We start from the raw sequence: 18,418 nt of genomic DNA, 5'->3' as shown, positions 1-18,418 counted from the left end.
CTGCGGCCGTAACAAACCCTATCCCCGGTACACCGCCAGGTTTTACGACAACGAAACTGTTTCCGCGCAGATGTAACACAATGCGATCGTCGGAGGGGGCAATATAACAAAGCATGGGAATCGTCAGAGCGGCCCTGGTCCAGACCACCTGGACCGGCGACAAAGAATCCATGATCAAGGCCCACGAGGACTACGCCCGGCAGGCGGCGGCGCAGGGCGCGCAGGTGATCTGCTTCCAGGAGTTGTTCTACGGACCGTATTTCTGCCAGCAGCAGGACCCGAAGTTCTACGACTACGCCGAATCGGTGCCCGGCCCGACGACCGAGCGGTTCGCCGCCCTGGCCGCCGAACTGAATCTGGTGATGGTGTTGCCGGTGTACGAGCAGGAGCAGCCGGGCGTGCTGTACAACACCGCGGCGGTGATCGACGCCGACGGTAGTTACCTGGGCAAATACCGCAAACACCACATTCCGCAGGTGCGCGGATTCTGGGAGAAGTTCTACTTCCGGCCGGGCAATCTGGGCTGGCCGGTGTTCGACACCGCGGTCGGCAAGGTGGGGGTCTACATCTGTTACGACCGCCATTTCCCGGAGGGGTGGCGGGCACTCGGACTCGCGGGCGCGGAAATCGTGTTCAACCCGTCGGCGACCTCGCGTGGACTGTCGAGTTATCTGTGGAAGCTGGAACAGCCGGCCTCCGCGGTGGCCAACGAGTATTACATCGGCGCGATCAACCGGGTCGGGATCGAAGCCGAATACGGCGACGACGATTTCTACGGCACGAGCTATTTCGTCGACCCGGAGGGGAAATTCGTCGGCGAGGTCGCCTCCGACACCGCGCCGGAATTGGTCGTCCGTGATCTCGACATGGACCTGATCAAGGTGGTGCGCGATCGGTGGGCCTTCTACCGCGACCGCAGACCCGACGCCTACGGATCGCTGGTGGAGCCGTGATGCGCACCTTCATCCACGGCGGGACGGTGGTGAGCGCCACCGGGTCCCAGCTGCTCGACGTGCTGATCGAGGACGAGACCATCGTCGCGGTGCTGCACCCGGGCTCGACCGCGCTCGGGTCCGACCTGGCCGCCACCGCCGACACCGTCATCGACGCGACCGGCAAGTACGTGATCCCCGGCGGCGTCGACGGCCACACCCATATGCAGCTGCCGTTCGGCGGCACCGAGGCCAGCGACACCTTCGAGACCGGCACCAGGGCCGCGGCCTGGGGCGGCACCACCACCATCGTCGATTTCGCGGTGCAGAAGCCGGGGCAGCGGGTGCAGGACACCCTGGCCGAATGGCACGAGAAGGCGGCGGGCAACTGCGCCGTGGACTACGGCTTCCACCAGATCATCGGTGACGTCAACGACGAATCGCTGAAGGGGATGAGCGAACTCGTCGCGGAGGGCATCACCAGCTTCAAGCTGTTCATGGCCTATCCGGGCGTCTTCTACTCCACCGACGGGCAGATCCTGCGGGCCATGCAGACCGCGGGTGACCTCGGCGCGCTGCTGATGATGCACGCCGAGAACGGCATCGCCATCGACGTGCTGGTGGAGCAGGCGCTGGCCCGCGGCGACACCGCGCCGTACTTCCACGGGACCAGCAGGCCGTGGGAAATGGAGGAGGAGGCGACCCACCGGGCGATCATGCTGGCGCAGCTGACCGGCGCGCCGCTGTACGTGGTGCACGTCTCGGCCAAGCAGGCGATGGAACAGATCGTCACCGCGCGCGACGCGGGCCGCAACGTCTTCGCCGAGACCTGTCCGCAGTACCTGTACCTCTCGCTCGAAGAACAGCTGGGCGCACCGGGTTTCGAGGGCGCCAAGTGGGTCTGCTCGACCCCGCTGCGGTCGCGGGCCGAGGGCCACCAGGACGAACTGTGGCGCTACATCCGCACCGGTGACGTCACCGCGGTCAGCACCGACCACTGCCCGTTCTGCATGAAGGATCAGAAGGAACTCGGCCTCGGCGATTTCAGCAAGATCCCCAACGGGATCGGCGGCGTCGAACATCGGATGGACCTGCTGTTCCAGGGCGTCAAGGACGGGCGGATCTCGCTGGAACGCTGGGTGGAGGTCTGCTGCACCGCGCCGGCCCGGATGTTCGGGATGTATCCGCGCAAGGGTGTCATCAGTCCGGGCGCCGACGCCGACGTGGTGATCTACGACCCGAACGGGCACACCAGCATCGGCCTCGGCAAGACCCACCACATGAACATGGACCACTCGGCCTGGGAGGGCTTCGAGATCGACGGCCACGTCGACACCGTCCTGTCCCGTGGCCGGGTGATCGTCGACGGCGGCACCTATCACGGCCGCGCCGGGCACGGCCGTTTCGTGCGGCGCGGGCTGTCGCAGAACCTCCTGTAAGAACCCCTATCCGAACGGAGAGTGCCATGGACATCGGTGTCGTCCTGCAGTGCACCCCACCCGCGTCGCGGGTGATCGAGCTGGCCAGAGTGGCCGAGACACACGGGTTCTCGCATGTCTGGACGTTCGACTCGCACCTGCTGTGGCAGGAGCCGTACGTGATCTACAGCCAGATCCTGGCCGCCACCCGCAAGGTGATCGTCGGTCCCATGGTCACCAACCCGGCGACCAGGGACCAGACGGTCACCGCGTCGACCTTCGCCACGCTCAACGAGATGTTCGGCAACCGCACCATCTGCGGTATCGGACGCGGTGATTCGGCGGTGCGCACCCTCGGCGGCAAGCCGACCACGCTGGCGACGCTGCGGAACTCGGTGGAGGTGATCCGCGAACTCGCCAACGGGCGCACCGCCCGGGTCGGCGACACCGAGGTGCGGTTCCCGTGGGCCGCGGACTCCCGGCTGGAGGTGTGGGTCGCCGGGTACGGGCCCAAGGCCCTCGAATTGACCGGTCAGGTGGCCGACGGCTTCATCCTCCAGCTCGCCGACCCCGACATCACCGCGTGGACCATCGCCAAGGTGCGCGGCGCCGCCGAGGCCGCCGGCCGCGATCCCCGCTCGGTCACGATCTGCGTCGCCGCACCCGCCTACGTCACCGACGGGACCCCGGCCGGGCTCGACCACGCCAGGGAGCAGTGTCGCTGGTTCGGCGGGATGGTCGGCAACCACGTCGCCGACATCGTCGCGAGATACGGTGCGGGCGGCGATATCCCGGCCGCGCTCACCGACTACATCGCGGGCAGGAAGGGCTACGACTACAACGAGCACGGACGGGCGGGCAATACGCACGCGGAGTTCGTGCCCGACGAGATCGTCGACCGGTTCTGCCTGCTCGGCACGCCCGACGACCAGCTGGAACGGCTGTGGGAGCTGGAGCGGCTCGGCGTCGACCAGTTCGCCGTCTACCTGCAGCACGACGCCAAGACGGCCACCCTCGAGGCCTACGGCGAGCAGGTGCTGCCCCGGCTGCACCTGCCGGTCACGGCCACCAGGGACGCCGGATGACCGCGGTGGCGCCGGAATCGCCGGTGACGGTGCTCGCGCCCGCGCCGCTGCGGCCCCGCTCGGCGCACCGGGCCCGCGCGGCGCGCATCGGCTACGCGGTCGCCGCGTTCGTGTCGGTCGCGGTGATCTGGGAACTGGTGAAACTGCTCGTCCCGGCCGACTGCGTGAGCATCGGCGGGGTGCGGGTGCTGCCGCGCACCGGCGACGCCGCGCTGCCGCACGTGTGGTCGGTGGTGACCGTGCTCGGCGAGGCCGACGGCACCGGCACCGTCGGCACGACGCTGCTGCGCACCGCCGGATTCACCCTGACGCTCGCCCTGCTCGCGCTGCTGCTCGGCACGGTGATCGGCATCGCGCTCGCGGTGGCGATGCAGCGGTTCGGCCCGCTCGAGCGCGGCATCCTGCCGTATGTCGTGCTCTCGCAGACCGTTCCGCTGATCGCGCTGGCCCCGCTGGTGGCCGCGTGGGGCGGCAAGCTCGCCATCGGCGGGCAGCCGTGGCGGCCGTGGATGAGCATCGTGGTGATCGCCGCCTACCTGGCGTTCTTCCCGGTCGCGATCGGCATGCTGCGCGGCCTGCACGCGCCGTCGCCGGCCTCGGTGGAGCTGATGCGCAGTTGTTCGGCGGGCTGGTGGGCGACCCTGACCCGCTTGCGTTTTCCCGCCGCGGTGCCGTCGCTGATGCCCGCGTTGCGGCTGGCCGCCGCCGCGGCCGTGATCGGCGCGGTGGTCGCCGAGATCTCCACCGGCACCGCGGGCGGGATCGGCCGCCAGATCATCGTGTTCTCCCAGCAGGCCACCGGTGATGCCGCCCGGCTCTACGCGGCGGTCATCGCCGCGGCGCTGCTCGGGGTGGTGCTGACGGGGCTGGTCGGCCTCGTCGAGCTGGCCGTGCGCCGCTACAACCATCCGCCGGGCACCGGCGATCCCTCCTCGTAGTTCTCGTTGTCCAGGAAGAAGTACGCATCGCATGACCTCGTCAGCAGTCGGCGCCCCGCCGCCACCGGCGGTCGAACTCACCCACCTCGGCAAGACCTTCGCCGCCGGTGCCGTGACCGCGCTCGCCGATGTCTCCCTCACCGTCGCCCCGGGCGAATTCGTCTCCCTCATCGGGCCTTCCGGCTGCGGCAAGTCCACCCTGCTGCGGATCATCGCCGATCTGGAGACGCCGACCGGCGGCACCGTGACCGTGCACGGCAAGACCGCCCGGCAGGCCAGGATCGACCAGGACTACGGCATCGCCTTCCAGCAGGCGGGCCTGCTGGACTGGCGCACCGTCGCCGCCAATGTCGAACTGCCGCTGGAACTGCACCGGGTCCCCAAGGCGCAGCGCCGGGCCCGCAGCGCCGAACTGCTCGCCATGGCGGGGCTCACCGAGTTCGCGGACCGCTATCCGGCCGAACTTTCCGGCGGGATGCAGCAGCGCGTCGCGATCGCGCGGGCACTGGCCCGGACCCCGGCGCTGCTGCTGATGGACGAGCCGTTCGGCGCGCTCGACGAGATGACCAGGGAGCGGATGCAGGGCGAGCTGCTGCGGATCGCGGGGGAGACCGGCGCCGCGGTGGTGTTCGTGACGCACTCGATCCCCGAAGCGGTGTACCTGTCGGACCGGGTGGTGGTGCTCTCGGCGCGACCCGGCCGGATCAGCGACATCGTGCCCACCGGCGGGTGGGGGCGCGACACCGACGCCGACGTGCGGTCCTCGGCGGAGTTCTTCGCCGCGGTGGCCGCCGTGCGTGCCGCGCTGCGCGGGGAGCACACGGAGCAGGCCGTGGCCGGACGGGACCTGCCGTGAGGACCTGGCTGCCGCCGATCGTGGTGGGTGTCGTCGTGCTGGCGCTGTGGCAGGTGCTCACCGTCGCGGCGGGGGTGCCGTCGTTCCTGCTGCCCGCGCCGAGCGCGATCGCCGAGCAGTTCGTCGACAACGCGGGCCGGATCCTGGACGCCGCGCTGGCCACCGGGGCCAACGCGCTGGTCGGGTTCGTGGTCGGGACGGTGCTCGGGATCGCCGCCGCCGTGCTCGCGGTGCGGTTCCGGATCGTCGACGGGCTGCTCACCCCGCTGGCCGCCGCCGCGGCCGCCGTGCCCATCGTGGCGCTCGCGCCGCTGCTGAACACGATGTACTCGACCACCACGGAGACACCCCGCCGGATCGTCGTCACCATCGTCGTGTTCTTCCCGGTGTTCGTCAGTACCGCGCGCGGCCTGCGGCAGGTGCCCAAGGTGCAGGCCGACCTGATGACCTCCTACGCCGCCACCGACTGGCAGATCACCCGCACCGTGCGGCTGCCCGCCGCGCTGCCGCACCTGTTCACCGGGCTGCGGATCGCCGCGCCCGGCGCGGTCATCGCGGCCGTCATCGCCGAATACTTCGGCGGCCTGCAGAACGGGCTCGGCAGCCGGATCACCTCCGCCGCCGCCAATACCGCCTATCCGCGGGCCTGGGCGTACGTGGTCGGCGCGATGGCCGTCGGCCTGGTCTTCCTCGCCGCCGTCCTGCTCCTCGAACAGCTCACCCGCCGTCCCCGCACCCCACTGCTGTCCACGATCCGATGAGGGAGATCCATCCATGAGCAAGACCGCACTCCGGCTGCGTAGTTGTCTGGCGCTGGCCGCGCTCGCCGCCGCCGCGCTGACCGGCTGCAGCACCACCGACACCGCCTCGGAGACCACCGCCGACGGTCTCACCAAGGTGAAATTGCAGTTGCAGTGGTTCAAACAGGGCCAGTTCGCCGGGTACCTGGCCGCCGTCGACCAGGGGTTCTACCGGGAGCAGGGGCTGTCGGTGGAGATCCTCGACGGTGGCACCGACATCGTCCCGCAGACCGTGCTCGCCCAGGGCCAGGCCGACTACGCGGTGGCCTGGGTGCCCAAGGCGCTGGCCTCGCGGGAGGCGGGCGCCGGCATCACCGAGATCGCGCAGGTGTTCCAGCGCTCGGGCACCAAGCAGGTCTCGTTCAAGGCCGACAACATCACCGGACCGGCCGCCCTGCGTGGCAAGACCGTCGGGAACTGGGGCTACGGCAACGAATTCGAGCTCTTCGCCGGGATGACCAAGGCGGGCATCGACCCGGCCAAGGACGTGAAACTGGTCCAGCAGCAGTTCGACATGAACGCCTTCCTCGCCAAGGACATCGCCGCCGCCCAGGCCATGTCCTACAACGAGTACGCCCAGCTGCTCGAGACGAAGAACCCGGCCACCGGAAAGCTCTACACCGCCGAGGATTTCACCACCATCGACTGGAACGCCGAAGGTGTGGCGATGCTGCAGGACGCGCTGTGGGCCAACACCGAGAAGCTGAAGGATCCGAAGTACCAGGAGCAGACGGTGAAGTTCCTGGTCGCCTCGCTGAAAGGCTGGGCGTTCTGCCGGGACAACCTCGACAAGTGCCGCGACATCACCGTCGCCGCGGGTGCGACGCTGGGCGCCGGGCACCAGCAGTGGCAGATCAACGAGGTGAACAAGCTGATCTGGCCCTCACCGGCCGGGATCGGCACCGTCGACAAGGCGGCCTGGGACCGCACGGTGACCATCGCCAAAGAGACCAGGAACGCCGAGGGCGCGACGGTGCTGACCAAGGACCCCGGCCCCGACGCCTACACCACCGAGTACGTCACCAAGGCCCTCGATCAGCTGCGGGCCGCCGGCGTCGACGTGACCGGAGCCGGATTCCAGCCCGCCCAGGTCACGCCCACCGAAGGCGGCAAGTAGGCCGGACCCGACGACGGCCCGGCGGGTGGGTCCGCCGGGCCGTCGTCGTGCGGTCAGCGCGGGGTCAGCTCGACGACCACGCCGCCCTGCTGCCAGGTCTGGTAGATGTCGGCCTTGGACGGCTCGCCGTCGGCGGTGAAGCCGATACCGTTGAACTTGGCGTTCTGCTTGTTGTCGCGGGCGATCACGGTGTACAGGTCGAGCACCGCCTGCTCGTCGGAATGCACGGTGGCGGTGAAGGATTCGGGGGATCGGCCGCGCGAGAGGCGCACCTCGGCGCCGCCGCGGAGGTTCTTGACCCACGGGCGCAGGGAGGTGCCGATCAGCAGCGCGCCGTCGTGGACGGTGTAGGCGACCGGGACGGCGTAGACCGCGCCGGACTTGCGGCCGGTGACGTGCAGGGTCGCCAGCCGCTTGCCGACGATGCCGGACAGCACCGGCACCTTCAGCAGGCCGCGGACGAGGGCGTTGACCCGGCCCTGGGAGGGGCGGATCGGTTCGGGACCGGTGGTTGTCGGGGTGCCGTACGGGTTTTCGGAGGGCGCGGTGTCGCTCATCCCTCCAGTATCGGCCGGTGCGCCCGCGCCCGCAGTTCGCGTCCGTGCCCGCCCACTACGCTGCGGGTATGACCGAGATCTGGCACAACCCCCGCTGCACGAAGAGTCGCAACGCCACCGCGCACCTGGACGCCGCCGGAGTCGAGTACACGGTGCGGCGCTACCTCGACGATCCGCCGACGGTCGAGGAATTGCGCGCGGTGCTGGCCCGGCTCGGCGCCCGGCCGTGGGACATCACCCGCACCGGCGAGCAGATCGCCAAGGATCTCGGCATGGCGGGCTGGGGTCGGACCGACGCCGATGTCGACCGGTGGCTGGCCGCACTCGCCGTGCACCCCAAGCTGATCCAGCGTCCGATCGTGCTCACCGCCGATGGTGGCGCGGTGGTGGCTCGCGACGAGGAATCGCTGCGGTCGCTCGACTGATCGTGGCTTGCCCGGCGATAACTATTCGGACGAGGGCGTAACGGCGACCGTGGTTCGAGTGATGTAGATCACATCATCGGGACGCGGTGTCCCGAGGCGGATATCGAACCGAACGTGGATGCCGGCGGGTTCGACAGCGGGAACTCCACGCGGTGGGAGGTTGTCATGAAATCTCTACGCAAGATCGCTGTGGGAGCCACGGCCGCCGGTCTCATCGGCGCCTCGACGCTGCTCGCCGGACCCGTCCAGGCGCAACCACCGGGCCACTGCTCGGTGAACCCCATCGCCGGCACCGGCGCCTTCTCCCAGTGTGGCGACCCGGTCTGGCACCAGGTTCGCGTCACCTGCTGGGCCTGGTGGAGCTGGTTCAGCAGCTACGAGCGCTACGGGCAGCCCGCGTTCGGCGGCTTCCACTCGGAAACCGCCTGTGACCTGCCGTTCAGCATGCAGACCTGGCAGGTGATCGTCTACTGAGCCAGCAGCTCGCCGAGCAGGATCCGGGTGTCGGGGACGAACGGCCAGGCCGGATCGGCCAGGTGGGCACGGAGTTCGGCGTCGGTCCACCACCAGCCGTCCGCGATCTCGGACGGCTGGTGGTGGACCGGGCCGTCGGAGCGGATCTCGTAGCCGAACAGATGGCAGCGCAGCGGCCTGCCCGCCCAGCTGCCGTCCCAGGACGCGGTGGTGCGCAAGGTGATCGGCGTGTCCGCGTCCGGGGTGATGCCGAGTTCCTCGCGGAGTTCGCGCCGGGCGGTGTCGGCCGGATCCTCGCCCGCGTCGACGACGCCCCCGGCCAGGCAGTCGTGCAGGCCGGCGAAGACGAGTTTGCTGTCGGTGCGCCGGTGGACGTAGATCCGGTGGCCGTCGGTGGAGCGCACCAGCACGCCCGCGCTGGCGTGCCAGAGTCCCTCGCGATAGACCGTGCCCCGCTCGGCCGCGTCGATCACCGCACCGGCGGCGTCGTACACGGCGAGCAGTTCCGACTCCGGATGCGCAGACACCGCCCGAGGGTAACGCGTCTCAGCGGCGCCGCCGTGTCGGCTTCACCCCCGGTCGCGGTGCGGCCGCCTTCGCGCGCGCGGCCGACAGCGCCGCCGCGGCGGCGGCCTCGGCGTCGAGCTTGCGGCGGATCAGGTACTGCTGCCCACACGTCCACACCGCGTTCGTGGCGAAGTAGGTGAGCACGGCGACGGGCAGGATCGCGCCGCTGACCAGCGCGCCCACGGGGAACACCCACAGCGACAACCGGCGCAGGATCGCGGACGTGGCGTCGGTCGCGGGCGGGGTCAGCCGGGCGGTGAGGTGGGTGGCGAGCGCGGTGATCAGCACCAGTGGAATCGCGAGCGCGGCGACCGAGACGAACACCTCGCCCGCCCCGGTCAGGGTCGCCGACAGCGGAGCGCCGAAGACCCTGGCGTCTAGGAAGGCGTTCACCTCGCGGACCCCGAGCAGATAGTTCGGCGTCGCGCTGTTCACCGCGGGCGGCAGCGGGGCATCGGTCGAGGCGAACGGGCCGACCGCGTAGGCGCCGGTGCGGTCGAACGAGCGCAGGACGTGGAACAGGCCGAGGAGCACCAGGGCCTGGGCGATCATCGGGACGAACCCGCCGAACAGGCGCACCCCGTGGTCGCGGTGCAGCGCCCGGGTCTTCTCGGCCTGCGCGCGCTGGTCACCGGGGTGCTGGGCACGGATCTTGTCGAGCTGTGGTCGCAGCGACCGCAGCACGGCCTGGGAGCGGGCCTGCCGCAGTGCCGGGACGACGAGCAGGGCGCGGACGGTGACGACGAGGGCGACCACGGCCAGCAGCCAGGCGAGGCCGTCGGCGGGACCGAGGGGGACGGCGAGGAGCCGGTGCCAGCACCAGAGCACGGCGGACACCGGGAAGTACACGAAATCGAGCATGACGGAACGACCTGTCCGGACAGCGTGCGCGAGCGCGCACGAGAGGGGAGTGGGATCACGGCAGCCGACCGGTGGCGCGCACGGCGCTACCCGTCAGTGGTGATCGATCCCCGGTGCACGCGGACGTGGACGGCCCGCGGCGTCCGGATTGCTCTGGCGCAGAAAGGAACCCCGCAGGCGGCGCTCGGCCGAGCGGGGTGGACCGGCGGTGGCGACCCGGATCGGCAGCTGCCGGTGCGTGGTGATCGCGACCAGCGCGCACACCATGGCCGCGGCGACCGCGCCGAAGGCGAGCATGCGGGCGGTGTCGCCGCCGGGCGTCGTCAGCAGCACGAACGCGGGCAGCACGCACGCGAGCACCGCGTACGCCATCAGCACTGCCCGGGACCGCATGCCGCCGAGCATACCGATCGGCGGCGGGTGGTTGGTGGAACGCTGTGTCACGGTCACCTCCGGTCCGGGTATCGTTGGCACTGTGACTGCACCTTCCGCCCAGGACGCGCAGCCCGTCGGTGACGGGCGCGCCACCCGCTGGCACGGCCACAAGGCCCGCCGCCGGGCGGAGATGATCGATGCCGCCATCGAGGTGATCGACGAACACGGGCTCGAGATCTCGGTGCAGCTGATCGCCGAGCACCTGGGCCTGCCCCGGCCGGTGGTGTACCGGCACGTCGGCGGCCGGGCCGAACTCGACGCCCTCGCCCGCCGGCGCATCCTGGAGCTGCTGCTCGCGGAGTTGCTGCCCGCGCTGGAGCCGGACGGGACGCTCAAGGACGCGGTGCGGGGCGCCATCGGCACCTACCTCGGCTGGATCGAACGCCACCCCAATCTGCACCGCTTCCTCGGTGACGCCGCGCCCGACGGCGGCGCCGCCACCCTGGGCGGCGCGGGGCGCCAGGTCGGTGGGCAGCTGGCCGACATGTTCGCCGCCACGCTGGCCCGCTTCGGGATCGATCCCGCTCGTGCCCGGCCGATGGCCTTCGGCATGGTCGGCCTCGTCGACGGCGTGGTCGCCAGCTGGCGCGCCGATCCGGAACCGGTGCTGTCGGCCGAACAGATACAGGGCATCCTGACCGAATCGGTGCTGTCGCTGTTCGAGGGCAACGCCCGCAGCCTCGGTGTTCCGCTGCAACGGGATTCGCTGGTGGCCGACCTGCTGGTCGCGCCCGATGCTGCCCCGCCGCCGGCGGAGCGGCTGCGCTGACTCACCTCGGCGTGAGCAGCTGATAGGTGCGCTGCCACAGCCATTCGACCGGGCCGCGCTCGAAGCGGCGCAACCAGAAGTGGGCGAACATCGTGATCAGGACGACCACCAGCAGGTAGATCCCGATCGTGAACGGCACCCGCGCGGACGGTGAGACGCTCGCGGCGAGCCCGAAACCCCAGCCGTAGCAGAGCATTCCGGCGATCAGGTTCTGCAGGATGTAGCAGCTCAGTGCCGTCCGGCCGACCTCGCTCAGCCGCGCCCCCGCATAGCCGACCCGCGACCTGCGCAGGTAGAACTCCGCGACCGCCGCGAGAATGCCCAGCGCGACGAACGGCGCCGTGCCGTAGCGGGTGAGCAGCACCAGGTCGCCGCCACCGAAGACACCGACCGTGAAGTCCAGCGGCGCCGCGATACCGAAGCCGATCACCAGCAGCCAGCGGCGGATGCGCGCCCCCGCGGGCTGGAACACTCCGGCGCGATACAGCCGCGCGCCGAGCAGGAACAGCGCCACCGACATCGGGAAGACGAAGATCGCCTCCACCCGGAAGGCCCCGGCGTGCTCGATCCGGAACAGCACCAGATCCCAGAAGGAGCCGTCCGCGTAGGGATTCGGGTCGAGGGGTTCGGCAGCGGACGGCTCTGCGGCGGGCGCGAAGGTCAGGGCGGCCGCGATCAGGGTCAGCATCGTCACGTGGATCGACGCCGCGACGATCAGCCACCGGCGTTGCGCCCGGTCGCTCGTCGCCAGCAGGTAGGCGACGACCAGGCCGGTGACCGCGTACCCCATCAGGACGTCGAACTCGGCGACGAGCAGGAAGTTCACCAGGCCGTCCAGGAACAGCAGGCCCGCTCGCACGGGATAGCGGCCCGGCCAGCGGCGTCCGCCGCGCCGAGCCGAATCCTGCTGGATGGCCAGCCCGATCCCGAACATCACCGTCAGCAGGCCGAGGAACTTGCCCTGGGCCAGTTGCTGGAGCACCCGCTCGGTCCACAGCCAGCCGTCGGTCGCGGCGGCGCCCAGCCCATCGATGTAGCCGGTCAACCCGGCCGGATCGGTGAAGATCCAGATATTGGTACCGAGGGTGCCCAGGATCGCGATGCCACGCAGGACATCGAGCGCGAGCAGCCTGGTCGGCCGTTCGGTCACCTCACCGGTGAGCTGTTGCACGGATTCGCTCATGGCTTCGAGTATCTCGGCCGGGCCCCGCCCGCCGGATCGCCCGCGAGGACCACCCCTGGTCCGCCGAGCGGGGGACCCGGGGTCCCGATCGCCGACAGCAGCTCACCGGTCTGCGTCCGCGCGGGTGAGCCCGGGGCACCGGAGGCCGCTGGGCCGAGATGCCGGTGCGCGTCGGGCCCGTCGCCTAGGCTCGACAGCATGCAGCGCATCATCGGAATCGAGGTCGAGTACGGCATCTCGACCCCCACGGAGCCGACGGCCAACCCGATCCTCACCTCCACCCAGGCCGTTCTCGCCTACGCCGCCGCCGAGGGCGTACCGCGGGCCAAGCGGACGCGCTGGGACTACGAGGTGGAATCCCCGCTGCGTGACGCGCGTGGTTTCGACCTGAGCCGGATGAGCGGACCCGCTCCCGTGATCGACGCCGACGAGGTCGGCGCGGCGAACATGATCCTCACCAACGGCGCCCGGCTCTACGTCGACCACGCCCATCCGGAGTACTCCGCGCCCGAGGTGGTCGACCCGCTCGACGCGGTCATCTGGGACAAGGCGGGCGAGCGGGTGATGGAGGCCGCCGCCCGGCACGCCTCCAGTGTCCCCGGCGCCCCGCGCCTGCAGCTGTACAAGAACAACGTCGACGGCAAGGGTGCCTCCTACGGCACCCACGAGAACTACCTGATGAACCGCGACACCCCGTTCAGTCACATCATCGCGGGGCTCACGCCGTTCTTCGTCTCCCGCCAGGTGATCTGCGGGTCCGGCCGGGTCGGTATCGGCCAGTCCGGCGACCACGCGGGCTTCCAGCTGTCCCAGCGCGCCGACTACATCGAGGTCGAGGTCGGCCTGGAGACCACGCTCAAGCGCGGCATCATCAACACCCGCGACGAGCCGCACGCCGACGCCGACAAGTACCGGCGCCTGCACGTGATCATCGGCGACGCCAACCTGGCCGAGATGTCGACCTATCTGAAGGTCGGCACCACCGCGCTGGTGCTCGATCTGATCGAGGCGGGCGAGGACCTCTCGGAGTTCCAGCTGGCCCGCCCGGTCACCGCCGTGCACCAGATCAGCCACGACCCGTCGCTGCGTGCCACCGTGGCGCTGGCCGACGGCCGCGAGCTGACCGGCCTTGCGCTGCAACGGCTCTACCACGAGCGCGTCGCCAAGTTCATCGACCGCGAGGGCAACGACGACCCGCGCGTGCGCGACATCGTCGACAACTGGGCCATGGTCCTCGACCTGCTCGAGCGCGACCCGATGGAGTGCGCCAACCTGCTCGACTGGCCGGCCAAGCTACGCCTGCTCGAGGGCATGCGCAGCCGCGAGGGCCTGGGCTGGGCCGCGCCCAAGCTGCACCTGATGGACCTGCAGTACTCCGATGTGCGCCTGGACAAGGGCCTCTACAACCGCCTGGTGGCGCGCGGCTCGATGAAGCGGCTCGTCAGCGAGCAGCAGGTGCTCGACGCGATGACCAAGCCGCCGACCGACACCCGCGCGTACTTCCGCGGTGAGTGCCTGCGCCGGTTCGGCGCCGATATCGCCGCCGCCAGTTGGGATTCGGTGATCTTCGACCTCGGCGGCGATTCGCTGGTGCGAATTCCCACCCTGGAGCCGCGCCGCGGCACGAAAGCGCACGTCGGGAAGCTGCTCGATGCCGCGCAGTCGGCGGCTGACCTGGTCGACCAGCTCACGCACTGAGGCGTTTTCCGGCACGACAGGGCGACAATCCGATCGCTAATAGACCACCTTGTCGGATCGGCTCGGTAGGGTTGTGGGACGAGCACGAACATCGCTCATGATCGCCGACCGTGCTCATCCGAAAGGTCGCGGTCATGATGAGGAAAGAGGAGGTCGGCTGCCATGGCACAAGAGCAGACCAAGCGCGCCGGGGGTGGCGACGAGGACGAGGGTCCCGAGGGCGTCGACGCGGCGGGTCAGGAACGCCGCGAGAAGCTCGCGGAGGAAACCGACGACCTGCTCGACGAGATCGATGACGTGCTCGAGGAGAACGCCGAGGACTTCGTGCGGGCATATGTGCAGAAGGGCGGCCAGTGACCTCAGGTGACCCGTTGCGCCTCCACGCGGGGCAGGCTCTCTCCTCGTTCACCGAACATCTCCGCATGCACGCTCCGGACCTGTTGCCCGGCAACAGGTTCGGCGCCTCGGATCTGACCGCGGCGAAGGATCTGGCGCCGCACGGCACCACCATCGTCGCGGTCACCTATCGGGGTGGCGTGCTCATCGCGGGCGACCGCAGGGCCACTATGGGCAACCTGCTGGCCAGTCGCGACACCGAGAAGGTGTACATCACCGACACCTTCTCGGCGGCGGGCATCGCGGGTACCGCGGGCATCGCGATCGAGATGATCCGGCTGTTCGCGGTGGAGCTCGAGTACTACGAGAAGATCGAAGGCGTGCCGCTGACCTTCGACGGTAAAGCCAACAAGTTGTCGAAGATGGTCCGCGACAACCTGCCGGCCGCCCTGCAGGGCCTGGCCGTCGTGCCGATCCTCGTCGGCTACGACGACCAGATCGCCGACCTCGACAAATCCGGCCGCATCGTGTCCTACGACGTGGTCGGCGGGCGCAGCGAGGAGCGGTTCGGCTACACCGCGGTCGGCTCCGGTTCGATGTTCGCGAAGTCCTCGCTGAAGAAGCTCTACCAGCGCGGCCTCGATCAGGACCGGGCGTTGCGGATCGCGGTGGAGTCGCTGTTCGACGCCGCCGACGACGACACCGCCACCGGTGGTCCGGACATGCTGCGCGGCATCTACCCGACAGCGGTGGTGATCGACGCCGAGGGCGCGACCGAGGTGGGCGAGGACCGCCTGGCCGAGATCGCTCGCGGCGTGATCGCCGACCGGGAAGCCGCGGAAGAAGGGGGCGCCGTCCTATGACGCTGCCGTATTACGCCTCGGCCGAGCAGATCATGCGCGACAAGACCGAGCTCGCCCGCAAGGGCATCGGTCGCGGTCGCAGTGTGGTGGTGCTGGTCTACGACAAGGGCGTGCTGTTCGTCGCCGAGAACCCCTCGGCGACGTTGCACAAGGTCAGCGAACTCTACGACCGCGTCGGTTTCGCCGCGGTCGGCAAGTACAACGAGTTCGAGGCCCTGCGCCGCGGCGGCATCCTGCAGGCCGACCTCAAGGGCTATCAGTACGACCGGCGCGATGTCACCGGCCGTGGCCTGGCCAACCTCTACGCGCAGAGCCTCGGCTCGATCTTCACCGATCAGCTCAAGCCCTACGAGGTGGAGCTGTGCGTCGCCGAGGTCGGGTATCCGGAACAGTCGCCGACCTCGGTGCTGTACCGGATCACCTTCGACGGGTCGATCGTCGACGAACGCGAGTACGTCGTCATGGGCGGCACCACCGAGCCCATCGTGACCGCGCTCAAGGCCGCCTACAAGCCGGGTCTGACCCTGGACGAGGCGCTGAAGGTGGCCATCGGGGCGCTGCAGGCCGGTCAGCCCGAGGCCGACAAGGACAAGCGCGTGCTCGGTGAGTCCTCCCTCGAGGTGGCCACGCTCGAGCAGTCCCGGCCCCGCCGGGCGTTCCGCCGGCTGCAGGGTGCGGCCCTGGAGAAGGCGCTCGGTACGCCGAAGGCGAAGGCCGTGGAGGAAGCGAAGCTGCCCGAGCCCGAGGACGGCGCGGGGGAGTAGACCCCGCCGTCACGATCATGAACGGGCCCCCGGACCGATCCGGTCCGGGGGCCCGTTCTCGTCGTGCTCGCGGAGGTCGTTCGCTGTCCGAATCGTTGTGAACACGTATGCGAATGGGATGTCCGGAGCGCCGCGCGGGCCCTGGTCATGGCTGTAGTGTCGATAGTGTGCAGCGACGAATCATGGGGATCGAGACCGAGTTCGGTGTGACATGCACCTTCCACGGTCACCGTCGGCTGTCCCCCGACGAGGTGGCCCGGTACCTGTTCCGCCGGGTGGTGTCCTGGGGCCGTAGCTCTAATGTCTTCCTTCGAAACGGTGCCAGGTTGTACCTCGACGTCGGATCGCATCCCGAGTACGCCACGGCAGAATGCGACAGCCTGGTGCAGCTGGTCACCCACGACCGGGCGGGCGAGCGGGTGCTGGAAGACCTGCTGATAGATGCCGAACAGCGGCTCGCCGAGGAAGGCATCGGCGGCGACATCTACCTGTTCAAGAACAACACCGACTCCGCGGGCAACTCCTACGGCTGCCACGAGAACTTCCTCGTGGTGCGCGCGGGCGAGTTCTCCCGGATCTCCGACGTGTTGCTGCCGTTCCTGGTCACCCGCCAGCTCATCTGCGGTGCGGGCAAGGTGCTGCAGACGCCCAAGGCGGCCACGTTCTGCCTCTCGCAGCGCGCCGAGCACATCTGGGAGGGCGTCTCCTCGGCGACCACCCGCTCGCGGCCCATCATCAACACCCGCGACGAGCCGCACGCCGACGCCGAGAAGTACCGGCGCCTGCACGTGATCGTGGGCGACTCCAACATGGCCGAGCCGACGACGATGCTCAAGGTGGGCACGGCGTCGCTGGTGCTGGAGATGATCGAGGCGGGCGTCTCGTTCCGCGATTTCGCCCTCGACAACCCGATCCGGGCGATCCGCGAGGTGAGCCACGATCTGACCGGTCGCCGTCCGGTGCGGCTGGCCGGTGGCAGGCAGGCCAGCGCGCTCGAGATCCAGCGCGAGTACTACGCCCGCGCCGTCGAGCACCTCCGCAACCGCGACCGCGATCCGCAGGTCGACGCGGTGGTCGACCTGTGGGGCCGCACCCTCGACGCCGTCGAGGCGCAGGACTTCGCCAAGGTCGACACCGAGATCGACTGGGTGATCAAGCGCAAGCTGTTCCAGCGCTACCAGGACCGCTACAACATGGAGCTGTCCGATCCGAAGATCGCCCAGCTCGACCTGGCCTACCACGACATCAAGCGCGGTCGCGGCGTCTTCGACCTGCTGCAGCGCAAGGGTCTGGCCAAGCGGATCACCGAGGACGAGGCTGTCGACGCGGCGGTGGAGACCCCGCCGCAGACCACCCGCGCCAAGCTGCGTGGTGACTTCATCACCGCCGCGCAGGAGGCGGGCCGCGATTTCACGGTCGATTGGGTGCATTTGAAGTTGAACGATCAAGCGCAGCGCACCGTGTTGTGCAAGGATCCGTTCCGGTCGGTCGACGAGCGGGTCGATCGGCTGATCGCCTCGATGTAGGCGAACCCCCGAGACGGGGGACCCGGCGACGGGACCGATGGCGCGAGGGAGCGATTGCGTAGACGCCACCGGTCCCGTCGTCGTCTGTGGGTTCAGTCGGGGCTGACGACGCTCGCGTAGGTGCCGCGCAGGCCCGCGATGAACGAGGTCAGGGCCAGCTCGAAGCTGTCGTCGTCGATCTCCTCGGCGACCGCGCGCAGCAGGTGCGCCTGGTTCAGGTGCGGGTAGCGGTCCCGGTAGACCTGCACGTCGTCGGCGAAACCGCCCGCGAACGACCCCACCGTCGACCCCATCACCAGGTAGCGGGTGGCCGCGCCGATCATGGTCGCGTAGCGCGGCGGCCAGCCCGCGCCCACCAGGCCGCCGTGCACGGCGTCGGCCGCGCGCAGGTTCTCCGCGCGCCTGCCGGGGCCCGCGGCCAGGTAGGGCACGAAGTTCGGGTGCGTGACCAGCGCCGTCCGGTAGCTACGGGCCCAGGCCGCCAGTCCGTCGTCCCAGGGCAGGGTGTCGAAGCCCGAGGTGTCGACGTGGCTCATGACGCCCGTCGCGATGTCGTCGAACAGGTCGTCCTTGTTCGGGTAGTGGCCGTACAGCGAGGCGGCCTGCACGCCGAGTTCGGCGGCCAGCTTGCGCATGGAGACCTCGGCGAGGCCGTCCCGGTCGATCATGGCCAGCGCGGTGTCGCGAATGCGTTCGCGGCTCAACAGCGGTACGCGCGGCCTCGCCATGCGCCACTCCTCGTCTGCTCGGGGTCGGTGGGGATTCGAACGCTATCACCGATGGGTATTCCGGCCCTTGATTAACCGAACAGCGT

Annotated in this window: 21 protein-coding genes; 15 read left to right on the top strand and 6 right to left on the bottom strand. The window is 69.7% G+C overall.

Annotation, left to right across the window (positions count from 1 at the left end):
• Positions 1-113: 113 nt before the first annotated feature.
• The 7 genes from AB0L91_RS23335 to AB0L91_RS23305 are packed head-to-tail and all read left to right on the top strand — an operon-like array spanning position 114 to position 7,146.
• Positions 114-953, top strand: a complete 840-nt coding sequence (locus AB0L91_RS23335) for a nitrilase-related carbon-nitrogen hydrolase (RefSeq protein ID WP_355275535.1) — start codon at positions 114-116, stop codon at positions 951-953.
• Entirely contained in the window at positions 950-2,371 is a 1,422-nt protein-coding gene (gene hydA, locus AB0L91_RS23330; RefSeq protein WP_365013159.1) for a dihydropyrimidinase, read from the top strand. The genes AB0L91_RS23335 and hydA overlap by 4 nt, the downstream gene beginning before the upstream one ends.
• Before the next feature lie 26 nt (positions 2,372-2,397).
• Entirely contained in the window at positions 2,398-3,435 is a 1,038-nt protein-coding gene (locus tag AB0L91_RS23325) for a TIGR03842 family LLM class F420-dependent oxidoreductase (protein ID WP_365013156.1), read from the top strand.
• On the top strand, positions 3,432-4,373 hold the full coding sequence (locus AB0L91_RS23320; protein WP_365013153.1) for an ABC transporter permease subunit: 942 nt from the start codon (positions 3,432-3,434) through the stop codon (positions 4,371-4,373). Before AB0L91_RS23325 ends, AB0L91_RS23320 begins: the two co-directional genes overlap by 4 nt.
• A gap of 31 nt (positions 4,374-4,404) precedes the next feature.
• On the top strand, positions 4,405-5,229 hold the full coding sequence (locus AB0L91_RS23315; protein WP_355275527.1) for an ABC transporter ATP-binding protein: 825 nt from the start codon (positions 4,405-4,407) through the stop codon (positions 5,227-5,229).
• Complete coding sequence (locus AB0L91_RS23310) at positions 5,226-5,990, top strand: ABC transporter permease subunit (protein ID WP_355275525.1); 765 nt, start codon at positions 5,226-5,228, stop codon at positions 5,988-5,990. The genes AB0L91_RS23315 and AB0L91_RS23310 overlap by 4 nt, the downstream gene beginning before the upstream one ends.
• A 13-nt stretch (positions 5,991-6,003) precedes the next feature.
• Entirely contained in the window at positions 6,004-7,146 is a 1,143-nt protein-coding gene (locus AB0L91_RS23305; protein ID WP_365013151.1) for an ABC transporter substrate-binding protein, read from the top strand.
• Positions 7,147-7,199: 53 nt separating this feature from the next.
• Here AB0L91_RS23305 and AB0L91_RS23300 read toward each other — a convergent pair whose 3' ends face one another.
• Positions 7,200-7,703, bottom strand: coding sequence for a nitroreductase/quinone reductase family protein (locus tag AB0L91_RS23300; protein ID WP_365013149.1), 504 nt, complete (start codon positions 7,701-7,703; stop codon positions 7,200-7,202).
• Positions 7,704-7,771: 68 nt separating this feature from the next.
• On the opposite strand from AB0L91_RS23300, the gene AB0L91_RS23295 reads away from it, so the two are divergent.
• Positions 7,772-8,128, top strand: a complete 357-nt coding sequence (locus AB0L91_RS23295; RefSeq protein ID WP_365013146.1) for an arsenate reductase family protein — start codon at positions 7,772-7,774, stop codon at positions 8,126-8,128.
• Positions 8,129-8,293: 165 nt separating this feature from the next.
• A complete protein-coding gene (locus AB0L91_RS23290) occupies positions 8,294-8,602 on the top strand; it encodes a hypothetical protein (RefSeq protein WP_355275517.1) in 309 nt (102 codons plus the stop codon).
• On the opposite strand, the gene AB0L91_RS23285 is transcribed toward AB0L91_RS23290, so the two are convergent.
• The 3 genes from AB0L91_RS23285 to AB0L91_RS23275 all read right to left on the bottom strand — a co-directional run bounded on the left by AB0L91_RS23285 (position 8,596) and on the right by AB0L91_RS23275 (position 10,423).
• Entirely contained in the window at positions 8,596-9,129 is a 534-nt protein-coding gene (locus AB0L91_RS23285; protein ID WP_365013144.1) for an NUDIX domain-containing protein, read from the bottom strand. The genes AB0L91_RS23290 and AB0L91_RS23285 overlap by 7 nt on opposite strands.
• Positions 9,130-9,148: 19 nt before the next feature.
• Positions 9,149-10,030 carry a membrane protein insertase YidC gene (gene yidC / locus AB0L91_RS23280; protein ID WP_365013141.1) on the bottom strand — a complete coding sequence of 294 codons (882 nt, stop codon included), beginning with the start codon at positions 10,028-10,030 and terminating at the stop codon, positions 9,149-9,151.
• 93 nt (positions 10,031-10,123) lie between these two features.
• A complete protein-coding gene (locus tag AB0L91_RS23275) occupies positions 10,124-10,423 on the bottom strand; it encodes a DUF6412 domain-containing protein (RefSeq protein ID WP_365013139.1) in 300 nt (99 codons plus the stop codon).
• Positions 10,424-10,505: 82 nt separating this feature from the next.
• Here AB0L91_RS23275 and AB0L91_RS23270 point away from each other — a divergent pair, with 82 nt between their 5' ends.
• A complete protein-coding gene (locus AB0L91_RS23270; protein WP_365013136.1) occupies positions 10,506-11,234 on the top strand; it encodes a TetR/AcrR family transcriptional regulator in 729 nt (242 codons plus the stop codon).
• Between the two features lies 1 nt (position 11,235).
• Here the strand turns inward: AB0L91_RS23270 and AB0L91_RS23265 are convergent, their stop codons facing one another.
• Positions 11,236-12,417, bottom strand: coding sequence for a DUF418 domain-containing protein (locus AB0L91_RS23265; protein WP_365013134.1), 1,182 nt, complete (start codon positions 12,415-12,417; stop codon positions 11,236-11,238).
• Positions 12,418-12,615: 198 nt separating this feature from the next.
• Between AB0L91_RS23265 and dop the strand changes: the two genes are divergently transcribed.
• From dop to pafA, 5 genes are all read left to right on the top strand, one after another.
• Positions 12,616-14,115 carry a depupylase/deamidase Dop gene (dop, locus tag AB0L91_RS23260; RefSeq protein ID WP_355275505.1) on the top strand — a complete coding sequence of 500 codons (1,500 nt, stop codon included), beginning with the start codon at positions 12,616-12,618 and terminating at the stop codon, positions 14,113-14,115.
• 162 nt (positions 14,116-14,277) lie between these two features.
• On the top strand, positions 14,278-14,472 hold the full coding sequence (locus tag AB0L91_RS23255) for a ubiquitin-like protein Pup (RefSeq protein WP_019047503.1): 195 nt from the start codon (positions 14,278-14,280) through the stop codon (positions 14,470-14,472).
• A 65-nt stretch (positions 14,473-14,537) separates the two neighbouring features.
• The gene (prcB, locus tag AB0L91_RS23250; protein WP_355275503.1) at positions 14,538-15,314 is read left to right on the top strand and encodes a proteasome subunit beta; all 777 of its coding nucleotides are present in this window, start codon (positions 14,538-14,540) and stop codon (positions 15,312-15,314) included.
• The gene (gene prcA, locus AB0L91_RS23245) at positions 15,311-16,078 is read left to right on the top strand and encodes a proteasome subunit alpha (protein ID WP_365013130.1); all 768 of its coding nucleotides are present in this window, start codon (positions 15,311-15,313) and stop codon (positions 16,076-16,078) included. Before prcB ends, prcA begins: the two co-directional genes overlap by 4 nt.
• Before the next feature lie 167 nt (positions 16,079-16,245).
• Entirely contained in the window at positions 16,246-17,604 is a 1,359-nt protein-coding gene (gene pafA, locus AB0L91_RS23240) for a Pup--protein ligase (RefSeq protein ID WP_355275500.1), read from the top strand.
• 92 nt (positions 17,605-17,696) lie between these two features.
• Here the strand turns inward: pafA and AB0L91_RS23235 are convergent, their stop codons facing one another.
• The gene (locus AB0L91_RS23235; RefSeq protein WP_365013127.1) at positions 17,697-18,332 is read right to left on the bottom strand and encodes a TetR family transcriptional regulator; all 636 of its coding nucleotides are present in this window, start codon (positions 18,330-18,332) and stop codon (positions 17,697-17,699) included.
• Positions 18,333-18,418: the final 86 nt, after the last annotated feature.

Source organism: Nocardia sp. NPDC051833 (genome assembly GCF_040681225.1).
Classification (GTDB): Bacteria; Actinomycetota; Actinomycetes; order Mycobacteriales; family Mycobacteriaceae; genus Nocardia.
The sequence above is the reverse complement of the archived record's forward strand: the minus strand, read 5'-3'. Positions and strand labels throughout refer to the sequence as shown.

Excerpts from the sequence above, each read along its gene's own strand:
- AB0L91_RS23275 (WP_365013139.1), bottom strand. The coding sequence starts at position 10,423 with ATGCGGTCCCGGGCAGTGCTGATGGCGTACGCGGTGCTCGCGTGCGTG.
- prcA (WP_365013130.1), top strand. The coding sequence starts at position 15,311 with ATGACGCTGCCGTATTACGCCTCGGCCGAGCAGATCATGCGCGACAAG.
- AB0L91_RS23325 (WP_365013156.1), top strand. The coding sequence starts at position 2,398 with ATGGACATCGGTGTCGTCCTGCAGTGCACCCCACCCGCGTCGCGGGTG.
- AB0L91_RS23305 (WP_365013151.1), top strand. The coding sequence starts at position 6,004 with ATGAGCAAGACCGCACTCCGGCTGCGTAGTTGTCTGGCGCTGGCCGCG.
- prcB (WP_355275503.1), top strand. The coding sequence starts at position 14,538 with ATGCACGCTCCGGACCTGTTGCCCGGCAACAGGTTCGGCGCCTCGGAT.
- AB0L91_RS23265 (WP_365013134.1), bottom strand. The coding sequence starts at position 12,417 with ATGAGCGAATCCGTGCAACAGCTCACCGGTGAGGTGACCGAACGGCCG.
- yidC (WP_365013141.1), bottom strand. The coding sequence starts at position 10,030 with ATGCTCGATTTCGTGTACTTCCCGGTGTCCGCCGTGCTCTGGTGCTGG.
- AB0L91_RS23295 (WP_365013146.1), top strand. The coding sequence starts at position 7,772 with ATGACCGAGATCTGGCACAACCCCCGCTGCACGAAGAGTCGCAACGCC.
- AB0L91_RS23335 (WP_355275535.1), top strand. The coding sequence starts at position 114 with ATGGGAATCGTCAGAGCGGCCCTGGTCCAGACCACCTGGACCGGCGAC.
- AB0L91_RS23320 (WP_365013153.1), top strand. The coding sequence starts at position 3,432 with ATGACCGCGGTGGCGCCGGAATCGCCGGTGACGGTGCTCGCGCCCGCG.
- dop (WP_355275505.1), top strand. The coding sequence starts at position 12,616 with ATGCAGCGCATCATCGGAATCGAGGTCGAGTACGGCATCTCGACCCCC.
- AB0L91_RS23235 (WP_365013127.1), bottom strand. The coding sequence starts at position 18,332 with ATGGCGAGGCCGCGCGTACCGCTGTTGAGCCGCGAACGCATTCGCGAC.
- AB0L91_RS23300 (WP_365013149.1), bottom strand. The coding sequence starts at position 7,703 with ATGAGCGACACCGCGCCCTCCGAAAACCCGTACGGCACCCCGACAACC.
- AB0L91_RS23315 (WP_355275527.1), top strand. The coding sequence starts at position 4,405 with ATGACCTCGTCAGCAGTCGGCGCCCCGCCGCCACCGGCGGTCGAACTC.
- AB0L91_RS23255 (WP_019047503.1), top strand. The coding sequence starts at position 14,278 with ATGGCACAAGAGCAGACCAAGCGCGCCGGGGGTGGCGACGAGGACGAG.
- AB0L91_RS23290 (WP_355275517.1), top strand. The coding sequence starts at position 8,294 with ATGAAATCTCTACGCAAGATCGCTGTGGGAGCCACGGCCGCCGGTCTC.